The organism is Pantoea sp. AS142, assembly GCF_037152305.1.
Taxonomy (GTDB): Bacteria; Pseudomonadota; Gammaproteobacteria; order Enterobacterales; family Enterobacteriaceae; genus Pantoea.
The window spans coordinates 1-21,279 of sequence record NZ_JBBCMO010000008.1; the positions used below are offsets into that span (position 1 = coordinate 1).

The 21,279-nt window shown below is 55.2% G+C and carries 20 protein-coding genes; 4 read left to right on the forward strand and 16 right to left on the reverse strand.

Going from position 1 to position 21,279, the window contains the following annotated elements; genetic code table 11:
* Nucleotides 1–209: 209 nt before the first annotated feature.
* From hemG to pepQ, 4 genes are read right to left on the reverse strand one after another with little or no spacing between them, the layout of a single operon-like run.
* Complete coding sequence (hemG, locus tag WFO64_RS14860; protein ID WP_337012872.1) at nucleotides 210–743, reverse strand: menaquinone-dependent protoporphyrinogen IX dehydrogenase; 534 nt, start codon at nucleotides 741–743, stop codon at nucleotides 210–212.
* A gap of 17 nt (nucleotides 744–760) precedes the next feature.
* Nucleotides 761–2,212: a Trk system potassium transporter TrkH gene (gene trkH / locus WFO64_RS14865; protein ID WP_337012873.1), complete on the reverse strand. Its 1,452-nt coding sequence runs from the start codon at nucleotides 2,210–2,212 to the stop codon at nucleotides 761–763.
* 31 nt (nucleotides 2,213–2,243) lie between these two features.
* The gene (locus WFO64_RS14870; RefSeq protein ID WP_337012874.1) at nucleotides 2,244–2,861 is read right to left on the reverse strand and encodes an IMPACT family protein; all 618 of its coding nucleotides are present in this window, start codon (nucleotides 2,859–2,861) and stop codon (nucleotides 2,244–2,246) included.
* A complete protein-coding gene (pepQ, locus tag WFO64_RS14875) occupies nucleotides 2,861–4,192 on the reverse strand; it encodes a Xaa-Pro dipeptidase (protein ID WP_337012875.1) in 1,332 nt (443 codons plus the stop codon). Before pepQ ends, WFO64_RS14870 begins: the two co-directional genes overlap by 1 nt.
* 187 nt (nucleotides 4,193–4,379) lie before the next feature.
* On the opposite strand from pepQ, the gene fadB reads away from it, so the two are divergent.
* On the forward strand, nucleotides 4,380–6,563 hold the full coding sequence (gene fadB, locus WFO64_RS14880) for a fatty acid oxidation complex subunit alpha FadB (protein WP_337012876.1): 2,184 nt from the start codon (nucleotides 4,380–4,382) through the stop codon (nucleotides 6,561–6,563).
* Nucleotides 6,564–6,573: 10 nt separating this feature from the next.
* Nucleotides 6,574–7,737: an acetyl-CoA C-acyltransferase FadA gene (gene fadA, locus WFO64_RS14885; RefSeq protein ID WP_337012877.1), complete on the forward strand. Its 1,164-nt coding sequence runs from the start codon at nucleotides 6,574–6,576 to the stop codon at nucleotides 7,735–7,737.
* Nucleotides 7,738–7,817: 80 nt separating this feature from the next.
* Here the strand turns inward: fadA and fre are convergent, their stop codons facing one another.
* Both fre and ubiD read right to left on the reverse strand, forming a co-directional pair.
* Nucleotides 7,818–8,519, reverse strand: coding sequence for an NAD(P)H-flavin reductase (fre, locus tag WFO64_RS14890; protein WP_337012878.1), 702 nt, complete (start codon nucleotides 8,517–8,519; stop codon nucleotides 7,818–7,820).
* A gap of 41 nt (nucleotides 8,520–8,560) precedes the next feature.
* A complete protein-coding gene (gene ubiD, locus WFO64_RS14895) occupies nucleotides 8,561–10,045 on the reverse strand; it encodes a 4-hydroxy-3-polyprenylbenzoate decarboxylase (RefSeq protein WP_337012879.1) in 1,485 nt (494 codons plus the stop codon).
* A gap of 240 nt (nucleotides 10,046–10,285) precedes the next feature.
* On the opposite strand from ubiD, the gene rfaH reads away from it, so the two are divergent.
* Nucleotides 10,286–10,774 (forward strand): transcription/translation regulatory transformer protein RfaH, encoded by a 489-nt coding sequence (rfaH, locus tag WFO64_RS14900; protein ID WP_337012880.1) that lies wholly within the window; start codon nucleotides 10,286–10,288, stop codon nucleotides 10,772–10,774.
* Here rfaH and tatD read toward each other — a convergent pair.
* The 10 genes from tatD to udp form a co-directional block, all read right to left on the reverse strand.
* Nucleotides 10,771–11,553, reverse strand: coding sequence for a 3'-5' ssDNA/RNA exonuclease TatD (gene tatD / locus WFO64_RS14905; protein ID WP_337012881.1), 783 nt, complete (start codon nucleotides 11,551–11,553; stop codon nucleotides 10,771–10,773). The two genes, rfaH and tatD, sit on opposite strands and share 4 nt — an antisense overlap.
* An 88-nt stretch (nucleotides 11,554–11,641) precedes the next feature.
* On the reverse strand, nucleotides 11,642–12,400 hold the full coding sequence (gene tatC / locus WFO64_RS14910) for a Sec-independent protein translocase subunit TatC (RefSeq protein WP_337012882.1): 759 nt from the start codon (nucleotides 12,398–12,400) through the stop codon (nucleotides 11,642–11,644).
* Complete coding sequence (gene tatB / locus WFO64_RS14915; protein WP_337012883.1) at nucleotides 12,400–13,083, reverse strand: Sec-independent protein translocase protein TatB; 684 nt, start codon at nucleotides 13,081–13,083, stop codon at nucleotides 12,400–12,402. The genes tatC and tatB overlap by 1 nt, the downstream gene beginning before the upstream one ends.
* Nucleotides 13,084–13,086: 3 nt before the next feature.
* On the reverse strand, nucleotides 13,087–13,341 hold the full coding sequence (tatA, locus tag WFO64_RS14920; protein ID WP_337012884.1) for a Sec-independent protein translocase subunit TatA: 255 nt from the start codon (nucleotides 13,339–13,341) through the stop codon (nucleotides 13,087–13,089).
* A gap of 109 nt (nucleotides 13,342–13,450) precedes the next feature.
* A complete protein-coding gene (gene ubiB / locus WFO64_RS14925; protein WP_337012885.1) occupies nucleotides 13,451–15,088 on the reverse strand; it encodes a ubiquinone biosynthesis regulatory protein kinase UbiB in 1,638 nt (545 codons plus the stop codon).
* The gene (gene ubiJ, locus WFO64_RS14930) at nucleotides 15,085–15,690 is read right to left on the reverse strand and encodes a ubiquinone biosynthesis protein UbiJ (protein WP_337012886.1); all 606 of its coding nucleotides are present in this window, start codon (nucleotides 15,688–15,690) and stop codon (nucleotides 15,085–15,087) included. The genes ubiB and ubiJ overlap by 4 nt, the downstream gene beginning before the upstream one ends.
* A gap of 11 nt (nucleotides 15,691–15,701) precedes the next feature.
* Complete coding sequence (gene ubiE, locus WFO64_RS14935; protein ID WP_337012887.1) at nucleotides 15,702–16,460, reverse strand: bifunctional demethylmenaquinone methyltransferase/2-methoxy-6-polyprenyl-1,4-benzoquinol methylase UbiE; 759 nt, start codon at nucleotides 16,458–16,460, stop codon at nucleotides 15,702–15,704.
* A gap of 75 nt (nucleotides 16,461–16,535) precedes the next feature.
* On the reverse strand, nucleotides 16,536–18,035 hold the full coding sequence (gene rmuC, locus WFO64_RS14940; protein WP_337012888.1) for a DNA recombination protein RmuC: 1,500 nt from the start codon (nucleotides 18,033–18,035) through the stop codon (nucleotides 16,536–16,538).
* Between the two features lie 127 nt (nucleotides 18,036–18,162).
* The gene (locus WFO64_RS14945) at nucleotides 18,163–18,834 is read right to left on the reverse strand and encodes a hypothetical protein (RefSeq protein WP_337012889.1); all 672 of its coding nucleotides are present in this window, start codon (nucleotides 18,832–18,834) and stop codon (nucleotides 18,163–18,165) included.
* A 265-nt stretch (nucleotides 18,835–19,099) separates the two neighbouring features.
* On the reverse strand, nucleotides 19,100–19,861 hold the full coding sequence (udp, locus tag WFO64_RS14950) for a uridine phosphorylase (protein WP_337012890.1): 762 nt from the start codon (nucleotides 19,859–19,861) through the stop codon (nucleotides 19,100–19,102).
* A 303-nt stretch (nucleotides 19,862–20,164) separates the two neighbouring features.
* On the opposite strand from udp, the gene WFO64_RS14955 reads away from it, so the two are divergent.
* The gene (locus WFO64_RS14955) at nucleotides 20,165–20,998 is read left to right on the forward strand and encodes a dienelactone hydrolase family protein (protein WP_337012891.1); all 834 of its coding nucleotides are present in this window, start codon (nucleotides 20,165–20,167) and stop codon (nucleotides 20,996–20,998) included.
* The last annotated feature ends 281 nt before the right edge of the window (nucleotides 20,999–21,279 follow it).

Consider the following 21,279-nt stretch of genomic DNA (forward strand, 5'->3'; position numbering starts at 1 on the left):
GCGTATATTACGCGTTCCTCCTGCAGAGTCAACCTCTATTTCAGAAGTTTTTCTCCGGCGGCCCAGTCTCCTGTGCCTCTCAACCCGTTTCCCGTTGCCGGTGTGCCGTGTTGATGGAGGCGCATTATAGGGCGTTCTCGGAGGCTGACAAGTGTTTATTGCGAAAAGATTACCATTCGAAGTAATTTTCATCAATTCGCGCTATTTAGCTACGATTTGCCTGGTAACTGTGCAAAATCATTAGCAAAAGTACGTACCTGCTGCCAGTCCGTGTATTCAACCTCTTTGGTTGAATCGGTCTCACCGCCGGTCATGCGCATAATTAACTGAATCATAACGCGGTCAAACCAGCGATACCGCGGATAATAGAGCGCGCCCGCGAACACTCCACAGCAATCGGGTTGCCAGGGCGAGTGTGACAAGAACTTCTGCGTATAGGCATTGGTTTCAGGAGAACGCTTCTCAGGTTTGCGCGCCGTCAGGTTCACCGAAAAGAAACCGCTGGTACGCTGCTGCAAGTCATCAAGGTGTTGTTTGACGAACTTATCGACTACCGGCTGAAAATGGCCGTAGCGGATAGATGCGCCAATCAACACGCGATCATACTGTGCCCAGTCAGGCGGAGTGACATCCTGAATGTTCTGCACATCACATTGCTGCTGCTGACGGATCACATCAGCAATAGAAGAAGCAATCTTCTTTGTTTGTCCGTCGCGAGTGGAATAGAGAATCAGCGCTTTCATGTCAGCATCCTTATTAATTATTCACGCCAGAAAGTAGGCGTGAACAGCACCAGCAAGGTGAATACCTCGAGACGCCCGAATAACATGGTGGAAATAAGAATCCATTTCGCCACGTCATTCATTGAGGTGAAGTTATCGGCTACGACTCCTAAGCCCGGCCCGAGGTTATTCAGCGTCGCAGCAACGGCAGCAAAAGCTGAGAAGTCATCGACGCCGGTGGCAATGATCGCCAGCATGCTGATCAGGAACACCAGCGCATAAGCCGAGAAGAATCCCCAAACGGCTTCAAGTATACGTTCCGGCAGTGCCCGATTGCCGAGCTTAATGGTATAGACCGCATTAGGGTGAACCAGACGTTTAAGCTCACGGTTACCCTGCTTACATAACAGCAGTATGCGGATCGCCTTCAAGCCCCCCCCGGTCGAACCGGCACATCCGCCAATAAAAGCGGAGCACAACAGTAGTACTGGCAGGAATAACGGCCAACGTGCAATGCTGTCGGTAGTAAATCCCGCCGTCGTCGCCATTGAAACCACCTGGAAAAAGGCCTGGTTAAGCGTCTGCCAGCCGCTGTCATAAACATTATGGAACCAGAGCACCAGCGTACAGATCAACACCAGCGTCAGCTGAACGCCAATAAACATGCGGAACTCAGGGTCGCGCCAGTACACGCGCAGATTGCGTCCGCTTAACATGGCAAAGTGCAGGCCGTAGTTACAGCCAGAGATCAGCAGAAACACCGCCACGATGGTATTAATGGTGCCACTGTTAAAGTAGCCGATGCTGGCATCATGAGTTGAGAAGCCGCCAATCGCGATAGTTGAGAAACTGTGGCCGATAGCATCAAACGCTGGCATTCCCGCCAGCCACAATGCCAGCGCACAGGCCACCGTCAGCAGAACGTAGATCAACCAGAGTGTTTTGGCCGTCTCCGCGATACGTGGTCGCATTTTATTATCTTTCAGCGGCCCCGGCATTTCAGCGCGATAAAGCTGCATGCCCCCGACGCCCAGAATCGGCAGTATCGCTACCGCTAACACGATAATCCCCATGCCGCCAAGCCACTGTAGCATCTGCCGATAGAAGAGGATCGCCTTAGGCAACGTGTCCAGGCCCACCAGCGTAGTGGCACCGGTCGTCGTCAGGCCAGAGAAAGATTCAAAGAACGCATCCGTCACCGAAAGATGCGGCTGCTCTGCAAAGATAAAGGGCATCGCCCCTACGCTGCCCAGCACCGTCCAGAATAGTACGACAATCAAAAACCCTTCACGCGGTTTGAGCTCGGTTTTCTTTTTGCGATTCGGCCACCACAGTAACGAGCCGATGACCAGCGCCATCATAAAGGTCTGGCTGAACGCCCGCCCCGCGCCATCGCGATAAATTAATGCGACCAGGCCGGGCAAAATCATCGTCACTGAAAAGAGGATCACCAGCAGACCGACTATGCGGGTAATGGCGCGAAAGTGCATTCAGCCGTTCCTTTAAATAAAAAGATGAACATCAAGGTATGAGCGGGATCAGCGATAACGCGCCCCGACTAAAGTCTGACAGATTATTTTTGAATCCGTCGATCTGTCTGTAAGGTAGAGCCAGCGTCAACGCAATGCGATCCTGAAACTGACTGTCGGTCACCTTACCTTCAAAACGCTGTATCAGCCGTTCAATATCACTGAGCTGTGCATAGTCGCATTGCAAAGTGAACAATTTCATCAGCACTTTGCGCTGTCGCGGCAGCTGTTTCAGCCCCTGCTGGACGCCACCGCCATACGCTTTCACTAAACCACCGGTTCCCAGCATAATGCCGCCATAATAACGCACCACCACCGCGGTAATCTCGCCAATATTCGCGCCCATCAACTGCGCCAGCATCGGTTTTCCTGCGGTGCCTGAAGGCTCACCATCATCGGAAAAACCGAGCTGCTGAGAATCATCCGGCGCGCCCGCTATCCAGGCCCAGCAGTGATGCCGGGCCGCGGGATGCTCACTTTTAACCTGCTGGACAAACGCGCGCGCTTCCTCTGCACCCTGGGTATGTGCCAGGAGCGTAATGAAGCGACTCTTTTTAATCGTCTGCTCACTGCTGCTCAATGGCACAGCGGGAATATCAAAGGCTTCCATCAGGCCAGATGCAGATCGCGGGTCATGTTCTCAACGCGATGCGCATGGATCACCACGTTATCCTCGATACGAATCCCGCCATAAGGCCGAAGCGCATCAATTGCCTGCCAGTTAAAGTGCTGACTGAAACGACCTTCACGCAGCGGCGCCAGTAAAGAGTCAATAATATAGAAGCCCGGCTCAATGGTTAATACCATGCCCGGTTGCAGCACGCGGGTGCAGCGAAGATAAGGATATTGCGCTGGCGCGGCGAGATGAGTGCCCTGATCATCCTGCATAAAGCCAGCCACGTCATGCACCTGCAGACCCAGCGGATGCCCCAGACCATGTGGCATAAACGGACCGGTCAGATCTTCAGCCACCAGCGCTTCTTCGCTAATCCCCTGCACCAGCTCAAACTTCAGCAACATCTTCGCAATACGCTGGTGCATCTGGAGATGATAATCGGTGTAGCGCACGCCCGCTTTCAGCGTAGCGATCAGCGCAAGCTCTTCGGCGTTCATCGCCTCAACCATTCTGCCATAGAGCGAACTGCTCTGCGCCGCATAGCTGCGGGTCAGATCGGCGGCATAGCCAAGATACTCAGCACCGGCATCAATCAAAAAGCTGTGGCGCTTCGCCGGTGGTTGATGATCCAGCCGGGTGTAGTGCAGCACCGCAGCGTGTTCATTCAGCGCGATGATATTGCCGTAAGGCACATCAGTATCGCGATGCCCGGTTGCTGTCAGATAGGCCTGGTTGATATCGAACTCGCTTAAGCCTGCAGAGAATGCCTCTTTCGCTGCGCGATGACCCGCAACCGCCAGCTTTTGCGCCTGGCGCAGGCAGGCAAGTTCATACTCGGTTTTGATGCTGCGATGGAAATGCAGGAAGTCGATCACCGCTTTCGGATTGATATTGCCGGAAGTGATACCGAGCTGAGCCGCACGCGCGTTAACCGGGCCGATATAGGCGACGTTATCGCGCTGTGCAGGCAGCAGTTGCGCAATCTCATCGGCATTTTTCAGGCCGATAACCTCGACATCCCCGGTCCAGAAGCTGTCCGGCAACGGTTCAACGTTGTGCCAGTAATCCACCGGAGAGTAGAACCACAGTTTCGGTTTGTTCACCCCGTCAATCCACAGCCAGCAGTTGGGAACCTGCGTTACCGGCACCCAGGCCTTGAACTGCGGATTTACCTTAAACGGATAGGTGTGGTCATCCAGAAACACCGTCAACAATTCACCGGAATGGATCAACATCGCATCCAGTTTATTGCGTGCCAGCACCTGCTGCGCCCGTTGTTGCAACGTGGCGATATGCGCGTGATACAAGGTCTTCAGTGAATCCATGGACGTCTCTCCAGTGTCGCGAAATGGCCGCAAGTTTAGCATACCCCTTGTGCAGATGCCGAAGTCGGCGCAGCTGTGATCTTGTTAGCAAATAAGCAAAGAGCAGTTTGCAAATAATTAACATCGCTCCCACACTCACGATCATCTGGTATGACCAGATCACCTTTCGCGGTTTCAGGAGACGCACATGCTCTACCAAGGCGCTAACCTTACTCTTCACTGGCTGGACGATGGCATCGCCGAGCTGGTTTTTGACGCTACGGGCTCGGTCAACAAGCTCGATACGCAAACGGTCGCCAGTCTGGGCGAGGCGATTGCGGTGCTGGAACAGCAGCCAGCACTGCGCGGCCTGCTGCTGAGCTCCGCTAAACCTGCATTTATTGTCGGGGCAGATATCACCGAGTTCCTTTCGCTGTTTGATGCCCCCTCCGAAAAACTAAGCCAGTGGCTGAGTTACGCCAACAACATCTTCAACCGCCTGGAAGATTTGCCGGTACCGACTCTGGCCGCCATTGACGGCTATGCGCTGGGTGGCGGATGTGAATGCGTACTGGCAACCGATCTGCGTATCGCCACTGCTGACGCACGCATTGGGCTGCCGGAAACCAAACTCGGCATCATGCCGGGATTTGGCGGCAGCGTGCGATTGCCGCGCCTGCTGGGCGCCGACAGTGCGCTGGAAATTATTGCGGCGGGAAAAGATGTCGATGGCAATGCCGCTCTTAAACTCGGTCTGGTTGATGCGGTGGTGTCTCGCGAGAAACTGCGTGAGGCGGGGATCATCATGCTTAAGGCCGCTGCCACTGATGGCAGCTGGCACGCGCGCCGGGCCCCTAAGCTGGCTCCGCTGAAACTCAGCCCGATTGAAGCGGCCATGAGCTTCACTATCGCGAAAGCCATGGTGCTGCAAACCGCAGGCAAACATTATCCCGCGCCGCTGATGGCAGTAAAAACCATTGAAGCCGCAGCCAGTCTTGGCCGCGATGACGCGCTGAAACTTGAAACCGCAGCGTTTGTGCCACTGGCCCAGTCTGATGAAGCACGCGCGCTGGTGGGCATCTTCCTCAGCGACCAGTACGTAAAAGGTCTGGCGAAAAAGCGCGGCAGCGAAAGTGGCGCACCCGCTCAGGCGGCGGTGCTGGGTGCAGGCATCATGGGTGGCGGTATCAGCTACCAATCTGCCTGGAAAGGCGTGCCGGTCAGAATGAAAGACATTAATCCGCAGGCATTAACGCTGGGGATGAACGAAGCCAGCAAGCTGCTCAATAAACTGCTGGAGCGCGGCAAAATCGACGGCAATAAACTCGTCAGTGTAATCGCCACAATCCAGCCCACACTGGATTACGCCGGTTTTGAACAGGCCGATGTGGTAGTGGAAGCGGTAGTAGAGAACCCGCTGATCAAGGCCAAAGTGCTGGCTGAAACCGAACAGCATCTGCGTGAAGATGCGATTCTGGCCTCCAATACCTCGACCATTCCCATCAGCCAGCTGGCGCAGGCGCTGCAGCGCCCGGAAAATTTCTGTGGCATGCACTTCTTCAATCCGGTGCCGCGTATGCCGCTGGTAGAAGTGGTACGTGGCGAAAAAACCAGTGAAGCGACCCTGAGTAAAGTGGTGGCCTGGGCCAGTAAAATGGGTAAAACACCGATCGTGGTGAATGATTGTCCCGGCTTCTTTGTTAACCGGGTGCTGTTCCCCTATTTCGCCGCTTTCAGCCTGCTGCTAAGCGACGGCGCAGACTTCCTTCAAATTGATAAAGTGATGGAAAAACAGTTCGGCTGGCCAATGGGCCCCTCATGGCTGCTGGATGTGGTGGGCATCGATACCGCACATCACGCGCAAAGCGTAATCGCTGATGGTTTTCCGGATCGTATGAAGCATGACTATCGCGATGCGATCGATCTGCTGTTTGATGCCGGTCGTTTTGGCCAGAAAAATGGCAAAGGCTTCTGGCGCTGGGAAGAGGATAAAAAGGGCAAGCTGACAAAAGTGGCTGATACCGAAGTGAATACCCTGCTGGAGCAGGTCTGTCAGCCTAAGCGGGTCTTCAGCGACGAAGAGATCCTCAATCGCATGATGCTGCCAATGCTGAATGAAGTAGTGCGCTGCCTGGAAGAGAAGATCATTGCCTCGCCAGCTGAAGCGGATATGGCGCTGGTCTATGGTCTCGGCTTCCCGCCTTTCCGTGGCGGCGCTTTCCGCTATCTCGATACCCTGGGCAACAGCACTGTGGTGGATCAGGCCCGGCGCTATAGCGCGCTCGGTGGCTTATATGCCCTGCCTGCGCTGCTGGTGCAGAAAGCGCATCAGCATGAAAGCTGGTATCCCGCCGCCAAACCGATTGATGAAGCCGCGCTGAAAAGCGCCTGAGGGCAAAAAGATGGAAAATGTGGTGATTATTGATGCGGTGCGCACGCCAATGGGACGTTCAAAAGGCGGCGCCTTTCGTCACGTGCGCGCTGAAGATCTCTCTGCGCATCTGATGCGCGAACTCCTGAGCCGCAATCCGGCGGTGAACCCGACATCACTGGACGATATCGTCTGGGGTTGCGTACAGCAGACGCTGGAGCAGGGATTTAATATTGCGCGTAACGCCGCGCTGCTGGCCGAAATCCCGCACTCAGTGCCAGCCACCACCGTCAACCGACTGTGTGGCTCTTCAATGCAGGCGCTGCATGATGCGGCCCGCGCCATTATGGTCGGTGATGCGCAGTGCTGTCTGATCGGTGGCGTGGAGCATATGGGACATGTGCCGATGAATCACGGCGTCGACTTTCATCCCGGTCTGGGCCGTACCGTGGCAAAAGCAGCAGGCATGATGGGCTTAACGGCTGAAATGCTGGCGCGGATGCATCATATCAGCCGTGAGGAGCAGGATGCGTTTGCCCTGCGTTCGCACCGGCGGGCATGGCAGGCCACCCAGCGCGGGGACTTTGCAACCGAGATTGTCGCCACCTATGGTCACGACAGTGACGGTATTCTTAAACGCTATGACTTCGATGAGGTAATTCGCGAGGAGACCAGCGCCGAAGGGCTGGCGGCACTCCAACCCGCCTTCGATCCGGTTAACGGCACCGTCACGGCGGGTACGTCGTCGGCGTTATCAGATGGCGCGGCCGCCATGCTGGTCATGAGTGAATCACGCGCCCGTGAGCTGGGGCTGACACCGCGCGCGCACATCCGCAGCATGGCGGTGGTGGGCTGTGATCCTTCAATAATGGGCTATGGACCGGTACCGGCCAGCAAACTGGCATTGAAACGGGCGGGACTGAGCGTCAGTGATATCGATGTGTTTGAGCTGAACGAAGCCTTTGCCGCGCAGACGTTGCCCTGCATCAAGGACTTAGGTTTGCTGGAACGGATGGATGATAAGGTCAATCTGAATGGCGGCGCGATTGCGTTAGGTCATCCGCTGGGCTGCTCCGGCGCACGCATCAGCACCACGCTGCTGAACATTATGGAGCGACGCGATGCCCGTTTTGGCCTCGCCACCATGTGCATCGGCCTGGGTCAGGGCATTGCGACCGTATTCGAGCGTCTGTAATACGTTGAGTCTTACTTTGTCAGATTTACCCGCCGTGAACCGGCGGGTTTTTTCTGTCTGCTACAGGCTGCTAAAGGGAATCAGATAAAGGCAAACGCATCGCCATACATCTGTGACTCCACTGCGCCACGCTCGGCACAGAAACGATCGCGGGCAATCTTCGCCATCTCAAAACGTCCGGCGATGTAGATCTCATGCTCGCTGAGCGTACTGAAGTCCTGCATCACTGCCGTCAGAACCGTGCCTGAACGGCCCTGCCAGCCTGCTTCGGGCTGCTCGACCACCGGGATCACCTTCAGGTTCGGGTGCTTCACCGCCAGCGCATCCAGCTCTTCCATATCATAAAGATGCTTGAGTTCACGTCCGCCCCAGTAAATGGCGATATCACGGTCTGGCTGTTCCGCCAGCGCAGTTAGGAGAATCGAGCGGGCATAGGAGAACCCGGTGCCGCCTGCAATCAGAATCAGCGGCTTACTGCTCTCTTCACGCAACCAGGCATCGCCGTGCGGTATATCAACCGTGATCTGACGATCGTTACGGATACGATCCATGACGGCCATGGCATAGAGGTTCAGATCGGACGCGCCGATATGCAGCTCAATAATATCTTTTTCCATCGGCGTTGAGGCCAGTGAGAATGGACGCTTGTCACGCTCATCCATCACTACCATCAGGTACTGTCCCGCGCGAAAACTGAATTCCGCTTCAGGGATCAGGCGAACGCGATAGACCGTGTCGGTAATCGCCTCAACCGAAGTTACTTTACAGCTTAACGTTGTCATGCGTTCCCTCTGTCGGGTCGTCTTTGTGGTTGTGCTCGCCATCAACGCTGTGGCGGCTGATCAAAAATACCTAGCTCATCCCAGATAGCATCAATGCGCGCGGTGACCGCCGGATCTTTGACGATGGGGGTACCCCATTCGCGCTGCGTTTCACCTGGCCACTTATTGGTTGCATCCATCCCCATCTTCGACCCCAGCCCGGAAACGGGCGAGGCGAAATCGAGATAGTCGATAGGGGTATTTTCCACTAATACCGTATCCCGGGCCGGATCCATACGCGTGGTGATCGCCCAGATCACGTCGTTCCAGTCACGCGCATTAACATCATCGTCACACACAATAACAAATTTGGTGTACATGAACTGCCGCAGAAACGACCAGACGCCAAACATGACACGTTTGGCATGTCCTGCGTACTGCTTTTTAATCGTCACCACCGCCAGACGATATGAACAACCTTCAGGCGGCAGATAGAAGTCTACGATCTCCGGGAACTGCTTCACCAGAATCGGCACCAGCACTTCATTCAGCGCCACACCTAGCACCGCAGGTTCATCTGGTGGCCGGCCGGTGTAGGTGGAATGATAGATAGCCTGATGACGCTGCGTGATATGCGTAACAGTAAAGACCGGGAAGCTATCTACTTCATTGTAGTAGCCGGTGTGGTCGCCGTAGGGGCCTTCTGACGCCATGTCACCTGCTTCGATATAGCCTTCCAGCACGATTTCTGCACTGGCGGGTACTTCGAGATTGTTCGACAGGCACTTTACCACTTCGGTTTTATTACCACGCAGCAAACCGGCAAACGCATATTCTGACAGCGTGTCGGGCACGGGCGTCACGGCACCGAGGATGGTGGCGGGATCGGCACCCAGCGCCACGGAGACCGGAAAAGGCTCACCCGGATGCGCTTTAGTCCACTCCTGAAAATCGAGCGCGCCGCCACGGTGCGACAGCCAGCGCATAATCAGACGGTTTTTGCCGATCACCTGCTGCCGGTAGATGCCGAGATTCTGCCGCTCTTTATGTGGGCCGCGCGTCACGGTCAATCCCCAGGTAATCAGCGGGGCCGCATCGCCAGGCCAACACTTCATCACCGGAATGCGCGTCAGATCGACCTCATCGCCGCTGAACACCACTTCCTGACAGGGTGCATTGCGCAGGCGTTTGGTCGGCATGTTCAGAACCTGCTTAAACTGCGGCATCTTATCGAACAGATCGCGGAAGCCTTTTGGCGGCTCCGGCTCTTTCAGAAAGGCCAGCAGTTTACCCACTTCGCGCAGGGCGCTGACGTCCTCCTGGCCCATGCCCATTGCCACGCGCTTTGGCGTGCCGAACAGATTGCACAGGACCGGCATATCGTACCCTTTCGGGTTTTCAAACAGCAGAGCGGGGCCACCGGCACGCAGCGTACGATCGGCAATTTCGGTCATTTCCAGTTCAGGATCGATCGACTGGGTAATGCGCTTTAGCTCACCGCGCTGTTCGAGCAGCGCGAGAAAGTCTCTTAAATCATGATATTTCATGCGGCTTTAGCTTTCCGGCCAGAGTGAATCGGCCATTATAGGTCTGATTAAGCGGATATGCTGAGGTTTATATGGCAGCCTCACAGGCAGACATCAATTTCCAATCATCTTTGCTGCTGCCATCTGGCATGTTAAGAAAAGTCTCAGTTTATTTTCTTTACAGAACGCTTTACCCTGCCCCTGCGCTATAACTCTGGCAGCAGGTTTGCTATTCTTAGCGTCCATTCAATGGGAGCAGTTATGGAATCCTGGTACTTACTCTATTGCAAACGTGGACAGCTATTGCGCGCGAAGGAGCATCTGGAGCGGCAGGAAGTGCATTGCCTCAGTCCGATGATCGCTCTGGAAAAGATCGTGCGCGGTAAGCGCACCACGGTAAGTGAGCCACTGTTTCCAAATTATCTGTTTATTGAATTCGATCCGGAAGCGATTCACACCACGACAATCAGCAGCACGCGCGGTGTCAGTCATTTCGTGCGCTTCGGCACCACTCCCGCGACCGTGCCGTCGGCAGTGATTGAAGCGCTCGAGACCGACGTCCCGCAAATTCTGCTTGACCCTGAGACCCCCCAAAGCGGCGATGAAGTGGTCATCATCGAAGGGACGTTTGAGGGGCTGCGCGCCATTTTTGCCGAACCAGATGGTGAAACGCGCTCGATTCTGTTGCTTAATTTGCTGAACAAGCAGGTGATGCGCAGCGTTGATAACAAGCAGTTCCGCAAGATTTAAGCCAGTCTGAACAACGTCCGCGCATTATGATCGATGCGAACAGCCAGTTCCTCTACATTCTCACCCCGCCATGTCGCCACCTGATGCACAATATGCGGTAAAAAGCAGGGTTCATTCCGGCGTGAGGTCGGACGCGGGCGCATGTCGCGCGGCAGCAGATAAGGCGCATCGGTTTCCAGCAGCAGGCGATCGGCTGGAATCAGCGGCAGCAGTTCGCGCAGCTCCATGCCACGACGCTCATCGCATACCCAGCCCGTAATCCCCACCGATAATCCCATTGCCAGACAAACTTCCAGCTCGTCACGTGTGCCGGTAAAGCAGTGGATCACCGCACCCGGCAGTTTTGGCAGCCAGGGCGCAAGCACGGCAGCGAAACGTGCATGGGCTTCACGGCAGTGCAGAAACACCGGCATATTGAGTTCTGCCGCCAGAGCCAGCTGCGCGTCAAACGCATACTCCTGCTGCTCATGAGCCGACAGGTTTCGATTGAAATCGAGTCCGCACTCACCGATAGCAACCACATCCGGTTTTTCGGCCAGGCGACGCAGGGTGCTGGCGATTTCCGTTGACCATTCGCTGGCATGATGAGGATGAACGCCCGCGGTAGACCAGCAGAACCCTGGTTGATCTTCAGCCAGTCGCTGAGCCTGCTGACTCTCCAGCGCATTAGTGCCGGTAATAAGCATGCCGGTGACGCCCGCATCACGCGCGCGTTTAACCACCTTTTGCCGGTCAGAGGCGAATTGCGTGCTGGTCAGGTTCACACCGATATCAAACATAGTTTTTCCCACAGTTTATAAACAAAAACCGCCCAACAGGGCGGTTTGGATTGATCGCTTCCCGCCAGTGCGGGTAAAGCTGTCAGCATCAGGAGTCGGTGTTCTCTTCCTCATCCTGTGACCAGCGGCCTTTACCCACATAGTAACGGGAAAAGAATACGCCGACTTCAAACAGGCAGTACATCGGAATAGCGAGCAAAGTTTGGGAAAAAACATCCGGCGGTGTGAGCAGCATCCCGACGACGAAGGCGCCCACCAGAATATAGGGACGTTTCTTCTTCAACTCATCCGGGCTGGTGATCCCAGTCCAGCACAGCAACACAATCGCCACCGGCACCTCAAACGCCACGCCAAATGCCATAAACAGCGTCATGACAAAATCGAGGTATTTGGAGATATCTGTTGCTACGGTGACGCCGATCGGTGCTGTCTTGGTGAAAAAACCAAATGCCAGCGGGAAGACCACGAAATAGGCAAAAGCTACGCCAAAGTAGAACAGAAAGGTGCTGGAAAACAGCAGCGGCATCACTAGCTTGCGCTCATGCCGATATAGCGCCGGAGCAACAAACGCCCAGACCTGATAGAGGATCACCGGCACCGCAAGAAACACCGACACAATAATGGTCAGCTTAATTGGGGTGAAAAACGGCGATGCCACATCGGTCGCGATCATGCTGGATCCCACTGGCATCTGACTGATCAAGGGTGCCGCGACCAGCTGATAGATGTCGTTGGCGAAGTAAACCAGCATCAGGAAAATGGCTAATACGGCAATGATGCAGTTCAGTAGTCGCTTACGCAGCTCAATCAGGTGACTGATGAGCGGTTGGGTATCTTCAACGGCCATTATCGTTCATCACTTGCAGAAGAGGAGGATGTGGAATAACGCGCAGGATCGGCTGACCTGGAGATGTCGCCAGCGGGCGCCTGTGCCGGTGCGCTGGCCATAGCGGTTGGTGCTGCGGCAGAGGATTGCACCGCCGGACCTGATGAAACTGCTGAAGAAGCCGGTGCCGGAGCAGTGGCGACTGCAGAAGGTGCAGCAGAAGGTTGCACCGTCGCACCTGATGAAACCGCAGACGGCGTCTGTGCCGGGGCACTGGCCTGGTGTTCTGCAGTAGCCGGTGTCGCCGAAGGATCCGCCGGCGCAGGCTCAGATACCGGATGAGCCGCGGGCCTGTGCTGAGCCGAATGGATGGTGTTAGCCTCGTCTTCCTCTTTTTCAATGTCGATGCTCTGACTGACCGAGCGTTTCATTGAATCCGCAGTTTTACGCAGCTCTTCCATCGACTCTTTTAGCTCAGGTGAGAGCGTGCCACGGCCTGCTTCTTCCACCTTTTTCAGGCTCTCCTGCAACTCCTGAAGCTTGAGTTCCTGCGCCAGTTCATGTTGTACATTGGCTGCCAGAGAACGAATCGCCCTAATCCAGCCGACCACGGTTTTCACCGCAACCGGTAAACGTTGCGGGCCGAGTACAATCAGCCCGATCACGAACACCAATACCAGTTCACTAAAACCAATATCGAACACGGTTTACACCTGCTTATCGTTCTTGGTTTCTTCTTTATTAGCCGAAGTGTGCTGTTTGTCAGCCAGCGTTTTGGCAGCGAAGTCAGCGTCCTGCTCTTTCGGTTGATCCTTTTTATCATCCTCGTCACTCATGGCTTTTTTGAAGCCACGAATCGAAGAGCCTAAATCGGAACCCAGATTACGTAATTTGTTGGTACCGAACAGAAGTACAACAATCACGGCAATGATTAACAATTGCCAGATACTGATACCGCCCATGAGATAGCCTCTAATATTCTGTGAAAACGATGAGGTAATGCACCACAGAGTGCCCTTTTTAACCGGGCCTGAGCCAGCGACATTACCTTTTTTTAGACTGACGTGACAATCAGTTTGTCTTACGCCAGCCGATTAACCAGGAGACGATTCCCGCTGCCATCAACACCGCCGGGAAAAAGTCCCAATCCGATCGGGTGAGCAGCACAGCCGTTCCGCTTAACAATAACGTTGCACCGACGCCAAACAGGTAACGCGCCTGATGGTGACGGACGCGCTGCGCATTCAAATCGCCCACTAATTTATCGACGCTGTGCCGTAAAAGCTTGTGCTGCCGCATACTGTCGTAAAAGAGTTCTGGCAACTCAGGTAACTTTTCAGCCCAGAATGGCGCTTTTTCTTTAACCGCACGGATAATGGCGGGCAAACCGACCTGATCCTTAATCCACTCTTCCAGAAATGGCTTGGCTGTCTTCCACAGGTCGAGCTGTGGATAAAGCTGACGGCCAATGCCTTCAACATAGAGCAGCGTTTTTTGCAGCAGGACCAGCTGCGGCTGCACTTCCATATTAAAGCGGCGTGCGGTGTTAAACAGGTTCAGCAACACATGCCCGAAGGAGATCTCAGCCAGCGGCTTTTCAAAAATCGGTTCGCAGACCGTACGGATCGCAAACTCGAAATCTTCGACGTTGGTATCGGGCGGTACCCAGCCTGAATCAACGTGCAGCTCTGCGACCTTACGGTAGTCACGATTGAAAAAGGCGATAAAGTTCTCTGCCAGATAACGCTTATCTTCTTTGTTCAGCGAACCCACGATACCGCAGTCAATGCCGATGTATTGCGGATCTTCCGGATGTTCATAGCTGACAAAAATGTTGCCCGGATGCATATCCGCGTGGAAGAAGCTGTCGCGAAAGACTTGGGTAAAGAAGACCTGCACACCACGTTCTGCCAGCAGTTTCATGTTCACGCCATGACGCTCCAGCGTGGCAACGTCTGAAATTGGGATGCCGTAGATGCGCTCCATCACCATCATGGTTTCGCTGCAGTAGTCGGAATAGACTTCCGGCACATACAGCATGCGGCTATCTTCAAAATTCCGCCGCAGTTGGATGGCGTTGGCCGCTTCGCGTAACAGGTTCAGTTCATCAAGCAGGGTTTTCTCATAATCACGCACCACCTCGACCGGACGCAGACGACGGCCATCCGGCAGCAGACGCGGAACCCAGCGTGCCAGGCGATAGATCAGCTTCATGTCCGCTCTGATCACCGGCAAAATATCGGGGCGAATCACTTTGATCACGACTTTCTTGCCGTTTGATTTCAGCGTGGCCGTGTGCACTTGCGCAATCGATGCCGAAGCCAGTGGCTTAATATCAAAATCATCAAACCAGGTTTCAATCGGCGCGCCCATCGAGGCTTCAATCTGCGCTTTCGCTTTGACGCCATCGAACGGCGCAACACGGTCCTGCAGGATTGCCAGTTGATCGGCGATCTGCGGCGGGAAGAGATCCCGGCGCGTCGACAGCATCTGACCAAACTTGATCCAGACCGGTCCCAGCTGCTCCATCGCCATACGCATACGTGCGCCGGTCGGTTCATGCTGATGCAGATTCGGGATCCAGAAAACAGAGCGACGCCACAAGCGAAACAGGAAAGTGAGGCGTGTCTGAGGAATCAGTTCATCAAGGCCATAGGTCAGAAAGACCTTCATGATCAGATATAAGCGGCGGATCTCACCAAAACTCATTTTGCCTCCAGCTGCGCCAGACGCGCATCAAGCGCCTCAAGCGAACGTTCCATCGCGTCAACCTCCTCAGAAAACCAGGCTAATTCCAGCGAGCCAGGCGCAACACGCCACTCTTCGGTCATGGCCTGTCCGAGATAATTCTGGCGACGCTGCACCCCGCCTTTGAAAAAGCGGAAGGCCTGTTGTGAGCGCTGACTGATGCCCTGTGCAGCGATATCGCCGACCCAGGGAGCCAGATATTCTGCCGGATCCAGCTCAGCCAGGTCCATCAGCGCGGAGAAATGCTGCACCACCTGGAGGTCACCTTCAACCTGCAGCTCACCGCTGCGGATCAGCGGCGTCAGCTGCTGGCGATCGCGCAGCTTCGGCAGAGTTTTCAGCGAGGTGATCACCGTGCAATCACTGCGATCCTGCCAGTCCGCTAACACGTCCAACTGCTTTTCACTAAAGACCAGCACCAGCGGATGAGAGAACTCATTCAGGCGCAGCGTCAGCACTTTGCCATTCAGGCGTTGCCGCGCCGGTTTAAGGCCACGATCGCGATAGAGAATACGGTTCAGCGCCGTTTCCAGGCCCGCGGTAATCAAGGGCGTCAGGTTCATTACCATTTCACTCAGAACTTAAATCCACGATGCAGCGCTACGATACCGCCGGTCATATTGGAGTAAGTGGTATTTTCAAAACCAACATCGTTCATCATCGCTTTCAGGGTCTCCTGATCGGGATGCATGCGGATCGATTCGGCCAGATAACGGTAGCTCTCTGCATCCTGGGCCACCAGTTGTCCAATGCGCGGCAGAATGTGGAACGAGTAGGCGTCATACGCTTTGCTCAGCGGATCCAGTACCGGCTTAGAGAACTCCAGAACCAGCAGGCGTCCGCCCGGCTTAAGGACGCGGAACATAGAGGCCAGTGCCTTCTCTTTTTCCGTGACGTTGCGCAGCCCAAAGGAGATGGTGATGCAATCAAAGTAGTTATCGGGGAAAGGCAAAGCTTCTGCGTTGGCCTGCACATAACTCACGTTGCCTACCACACCCTGATTGCGCAGCTTTTCTCGGCCCATCGTCAGCATGGAACTGTTGATATCCGCCAGTACAACCTGACCAGTTTCGCCCACCAGGCGAGAGAATTTAGCGGTCAAATCGCCGGTCCCCCCCGCCAGATCCAAAACACGCTGGCCACGACGTACACCGCTGCTGTCAATGGTAAAACGCTTCCAGATACGATGAACGCCAAACGACATCAAATCGTTCATCAGGTCATATTTTGCCGCTACGGAGTGAAACACATCCGCGACTTTGTCAGCTTTTTCGCTTTTGGCGACCGTCTGAAAGCCAAAATGAGTGGTTTCCTGCTGTGATTCATCTGCCATCGGTTTTACCTGCTCCACAAACAATACTTCCCGAAGTGTATCAGAGTCACGGAAGTCAGGCACGCTGCGCCCGTACTATTCGTGGAGGCGTCTCACACGCTTCTCACTCTCATCCGCATCCCTGTCATCACCTGCATCGTCATCCGTCCGGTTTTCCGGCATGGCGCGTTCGGCCAGCTGAGGATTGATTGGCCGTTTAATCTCCACACCCAGCGTACGGAATCCTTCAGTCTGCGCAATCAGGTTGCCGCGCCCTTCTGCCAGCTTTTTCATTGCCTCGCGATAGCTGTTCTGCGCCTTATCCAGGCTATGACCAATGCCGCTCATGTCATCGACAAACAGCCGCATCTTGTCATAGAGCCGCGTTGCCCGATCGGCAATACGCTGCGCATTGCGGCTCTGATGCTCATAGCGCCACAGGTTATTGATGGTACGTAATGCCACCAGCAGCGTGGTGGGACTGACCAGCATAATGTTCTGCTGCAGCGCCTCGCCAATCAGCTCAGGCTGGCGGTCAATGGCCAGCAAAAAGGCGGGCTCAACCGGGATGAACATCAACACATAATCCAGCGACCGTAAACCGGGCAATTGTTGATAATCTTTTCGCCCTAACAGACGGATGTGCGCCCGCATAGCGCTGACATGCTCCTGGATAGCCTGCTCACGCTCGATCTCATCATCCGCATTGAAGTAGCGCTCATAGGCCACCAGGGTCATTTTGGCATCCACTACCACATCTTTGCCCTGCGGCAGACGCACAATCACATCCGGCTGCATCCTGCCCTGCTGTTCTGACTGAATGCTGACCTGGGTTTCATATTCGTAGCCTTCACGCAGCCCGGAGGCCTCCAGTACGCGACTCAGCACTACTTCACCCCAGTTACCCTGGATTTTATTGTCGCCCTTCAGCGCTTTGGTCAGATTGAGCGCCTCCTGCGCCATCTGCGCATTCAACTGCTGTAACTGCCGGATTTCATGGGTCAGGGTATGCCGCTCACGCGCCTCTGCGCCAAAGCTTTCATGAACCTGACGACGGAAGCCATCAAGCTGTTCACGCAATGGGCCAATCAGCCCGTCCAGACTTTGCCGGTTCTGTTCATCGACGCGACGGCCGCTGTTTTCAAAAATACGGTTGGCGAGGTTTTCAAACTGGGCACTAAGGCGTTGTTCGCTGTTAGTCAGCAGGCGCTGTTTCTCTTCCGCGGCGAAACGGGTCTCTTCAAGGCGAATGGTCACCTCGCGCAGCTCCGCTTCCTGCGCGCTGTTGACCTCCAGCTGATTGCGCAGTTCACGATTAAGCTGCTCACTTTCATTACGCCAGTAATCAAGCTGCTGCAGTCGCTCATTGGCGCCGCTCAGTGCCCCATGAAGCTGACGAAGCTCCTGTTCACGCTGTTGCGTCTGCTGCTGAAGCTGTTCGATTTGCTGCTGCTGACGCTGTTGCGCCTCTTCCAGCAGACGGCGCTCGGTCTGAAAACTGGCGACCTGATGGCCGGCACGTAACTGTGCCAGTATCCAGCCAATCCCTAACCCGGCAAGTGCCAGACAGGCGCTGATGATGATGTGCTGATCCATGATTTCCCCGCGACTCTGGCTGCTGAGGAAAAAGGTAGAGTCGCACTGTATGAATGTCCAGATAATTTTGCAAGACTCAGCGCCCTACAGTCCCACCCCTGTCGCTTTCCCGCCTGCCACTCATCAATCAGAAAAAACGGCATTGGCCGCAGCATTCACCCTTTTTCACCTGTGCCAGATAGCGCCAGGCCGTCTCTCCGGAGGTGATTGCTACGCGCTGTCTGCTGCCCTTAGCGGCGCTCGAGTCGGCACCACGCACAATAAAGCGCTTCACCTCAGGATCGTCCATCACCAGGAAACGCCACAGGGTCGGAAACAGCGTTTTCTTGTGGGACGTATCGAGCTGTTGGACGCGCGGCTGCTCAAGACGCTGCCAGACATGCTGCGGCACGCTGTCATCAAGGTTGAAGCGGCAGACCCAGCCGGGATTGAGCTCAGGTGCCACTTCAACGTTGTTAATTAAGGTTTCGCCGTAGCGCGGCTGATCGCTACAGAGGCAGAAAGCGATGACATTCTGCTGCAGATGAGTGAGATCGACAGGCTCAGGTTGCGGAGCGGTAAACGCGGCGCGCTGCCCCTGACTGAAACGCGCATCAGAGCGCATCAGCGGCGCCAGGCCATGACGCGCCACCTCGTCCTTTTTATCCAGCCAGCCGCACACGTCGGTTAAACCCTCCAGCCAGGTTTCAAAGGCCGTAGCCTGCACTGCGGGCGGCGACTGATAAATCTTCTGGTAGATTTTATCCAATTTCTTGTACTGGCCCAGACGCAGCAGGCAGAGCGCGTAGTCGCTCAGCACCTATATCTGATTGGGCATAAAGCGCAATACCTCTTCACAGCATTGGGTGGCCCTGCGTAGTCGCCCTGTTGCATGGCGGCACGGAAACGTTCGGCACCGCGTTCCAGCCGGGCATGGAATGCGGCAGGATTAGCGCCAGGGGCAGGACGTCGGACAGAAATGGTATTGCGCATAAAAACGCTCAGGTTTCACTGATACTACGCGCCGCTAACGACCGGCAGCGGGTTTTGAGTCCGGACAAAAAACCTGCTGCCAGATGCGGTCGTTATAGTAAGCGACGCGCCGCTTCGACCACAATCTTCACTGCATCATTTTCTGTCTGTTTCATAGTGACCGCATCCGGGATCTCTTTCTGAGTACGGTTCACAATGACGCCCGCCACCATGCCGGCGCGCAGACCCTGGCTGGCGCACATGGTTAACAACGTAGCGGATTCCATCTCATAGTTGAGAACGCCCATCTCCTGCCACTCTTTCATTGATCCCTTAAAGCGACTGACAACGCGACCCGAGACGGTGTCGTAGCGCTCCTGGCCCGGATAGAAGGTGTCAGAGGAGGCGGTGATGCCGATATGCGTTTTGGCACCGCAGGCTTCAGCTGCGGCAACCAGTGCAGTCGTGCAGGTGAAATCCGCCACTGCCGGGAACTCCATCGGCGCAAAATGCAGGCTGGCTCCGTCCAGGCGAACTGACGCGGTGGTCACCAGCACATCGCCGACATTGATATGCGGCTGGATAGCGCCAGTGGTGCCGACTCGCAGGAAGGTATCTACGCCAAGCTGTGCAAGCTCTTCGACCGCAATCGACGTAGAAGGGCCGCCAATGCCGGTTGAGCAGACAACGACGGGCTTACCATCAAGTTTTGCCAGCCAGGAGGTAAATTCACGGTGTGAGGCGAGATGCGTGGCATCTTCCATCAGTCCGGCAATTTTCTTCACACGCTCCGGATCGCCCGGCACAATCGCCAGGGTAGCGCCCTGCAGATCGGCTTTAGTCAGGCCAAGATGGAAAACGTCAGACTGTGTCATTTTCAGACTCCTGTTGAGGGAAGGTAGCGCGCCACTTTACGCCAGCACGCCCGATAAATATGTGACAACATTCACTTAAGAAAATGAAAGTTACATTTCGTGGAAGCAAAAATGCGATCTATACCACAAAATCACCTCTTCCTGGTCCGGATAGCCCTCGGTGAGGCTGTGTCAGGGACAGCGCAGTGCTAAAGAGGTGGATGATTATGTTCGCTGTTGATTCTGTTACCCAACACCTGGCGCATACACTTTCCGGCCAGGCTATAGTTACGTGATTGCGCAAATGATTGCACGGAGAGAATAATGAAACCCAGTGATAATATGGCACATAAACCGGCGACGGACGGCTTTGCCCCTGCCGTGCAACCCACCGCCTCCACCACCATTATTACCGACAGCCCGGCCATTCACGCGGGTGAAACCTCAGTGCCCAGCCAGGGCGAAAACATGCCAGCATTTTTTGCAAAACCGCACTCAGCAGAAGGCCCGTTGCCTGTCGTGCTGGTGGTGCAGGAGATCTTTGGTGTACATGAACACATCCGGGACATTTGCCGTCGTCTGGCGCTGGAAGGTTATCTGGCGATTGCACCTGAACTCTATTTTCGCGAGGGCGATCCGGCTGAGTATCATGATATCCCGACGCTGTTCACCGAGCTGGTCAGTAAAGTGCCGGATACCCAAGTGCTGGCCGATCTTGATCATGCTGCCAACTGGGCCGCACGTAACGGCGGTGATATCCGTCGCATGGGCATCACCGGTTTTTGCTGGGGTGGCCGCATCAGCTGGCTCTACGCAGCGCATAACCCGCAGCTGCGCGCTGCAGTGGCCTGGTATGGGCGGCTGACCGGCGAGCGCACGCTGAAGCAGCAGAAGCACCCTATTGATGTCGCGGTCGATCTGAGTGCGCCGGTATTGGGCTTATATGGCGGTCAGGATGAAGGCATTCCGCTGGAGAGCGTCGAGCAGATGCGTCAGGCGCTGCATGCCGCCAATGCGACCGCAGAGATTATCGTCTATCCCGAAGCCGGACATGCCTTTAATGCTGACTACCGCACGAGCTACCATGCTGAATCTGCCAATGATGGCTGGCAGCGGATGCTGACCTGGTTCAGGCAGTATGGCGTTGCATCGCAGTAACATCACGCATGCTCGCCGCACAGACTGCTGAACAGTCGAAATCAGGGTCAATCTGACCGTAACGGAGTAATTCAGGGAACATGGGCAGAAGAAGAAAACGTCCCGCGCTATGGACAAAAAACGCCGGGAACGTTTTTGAACAACGCAACGCGTTGGCCAGGCTACGGGCGCGCCCCAGGGATGAGGTGCATCATCGCGCGTGCTGAGCAGCCAGAAATTGGCTTAAGCGTCTTTCGAATCTGACTAAGTTTCCTTCGCAAGCTCAATTTCACAGCGGATCG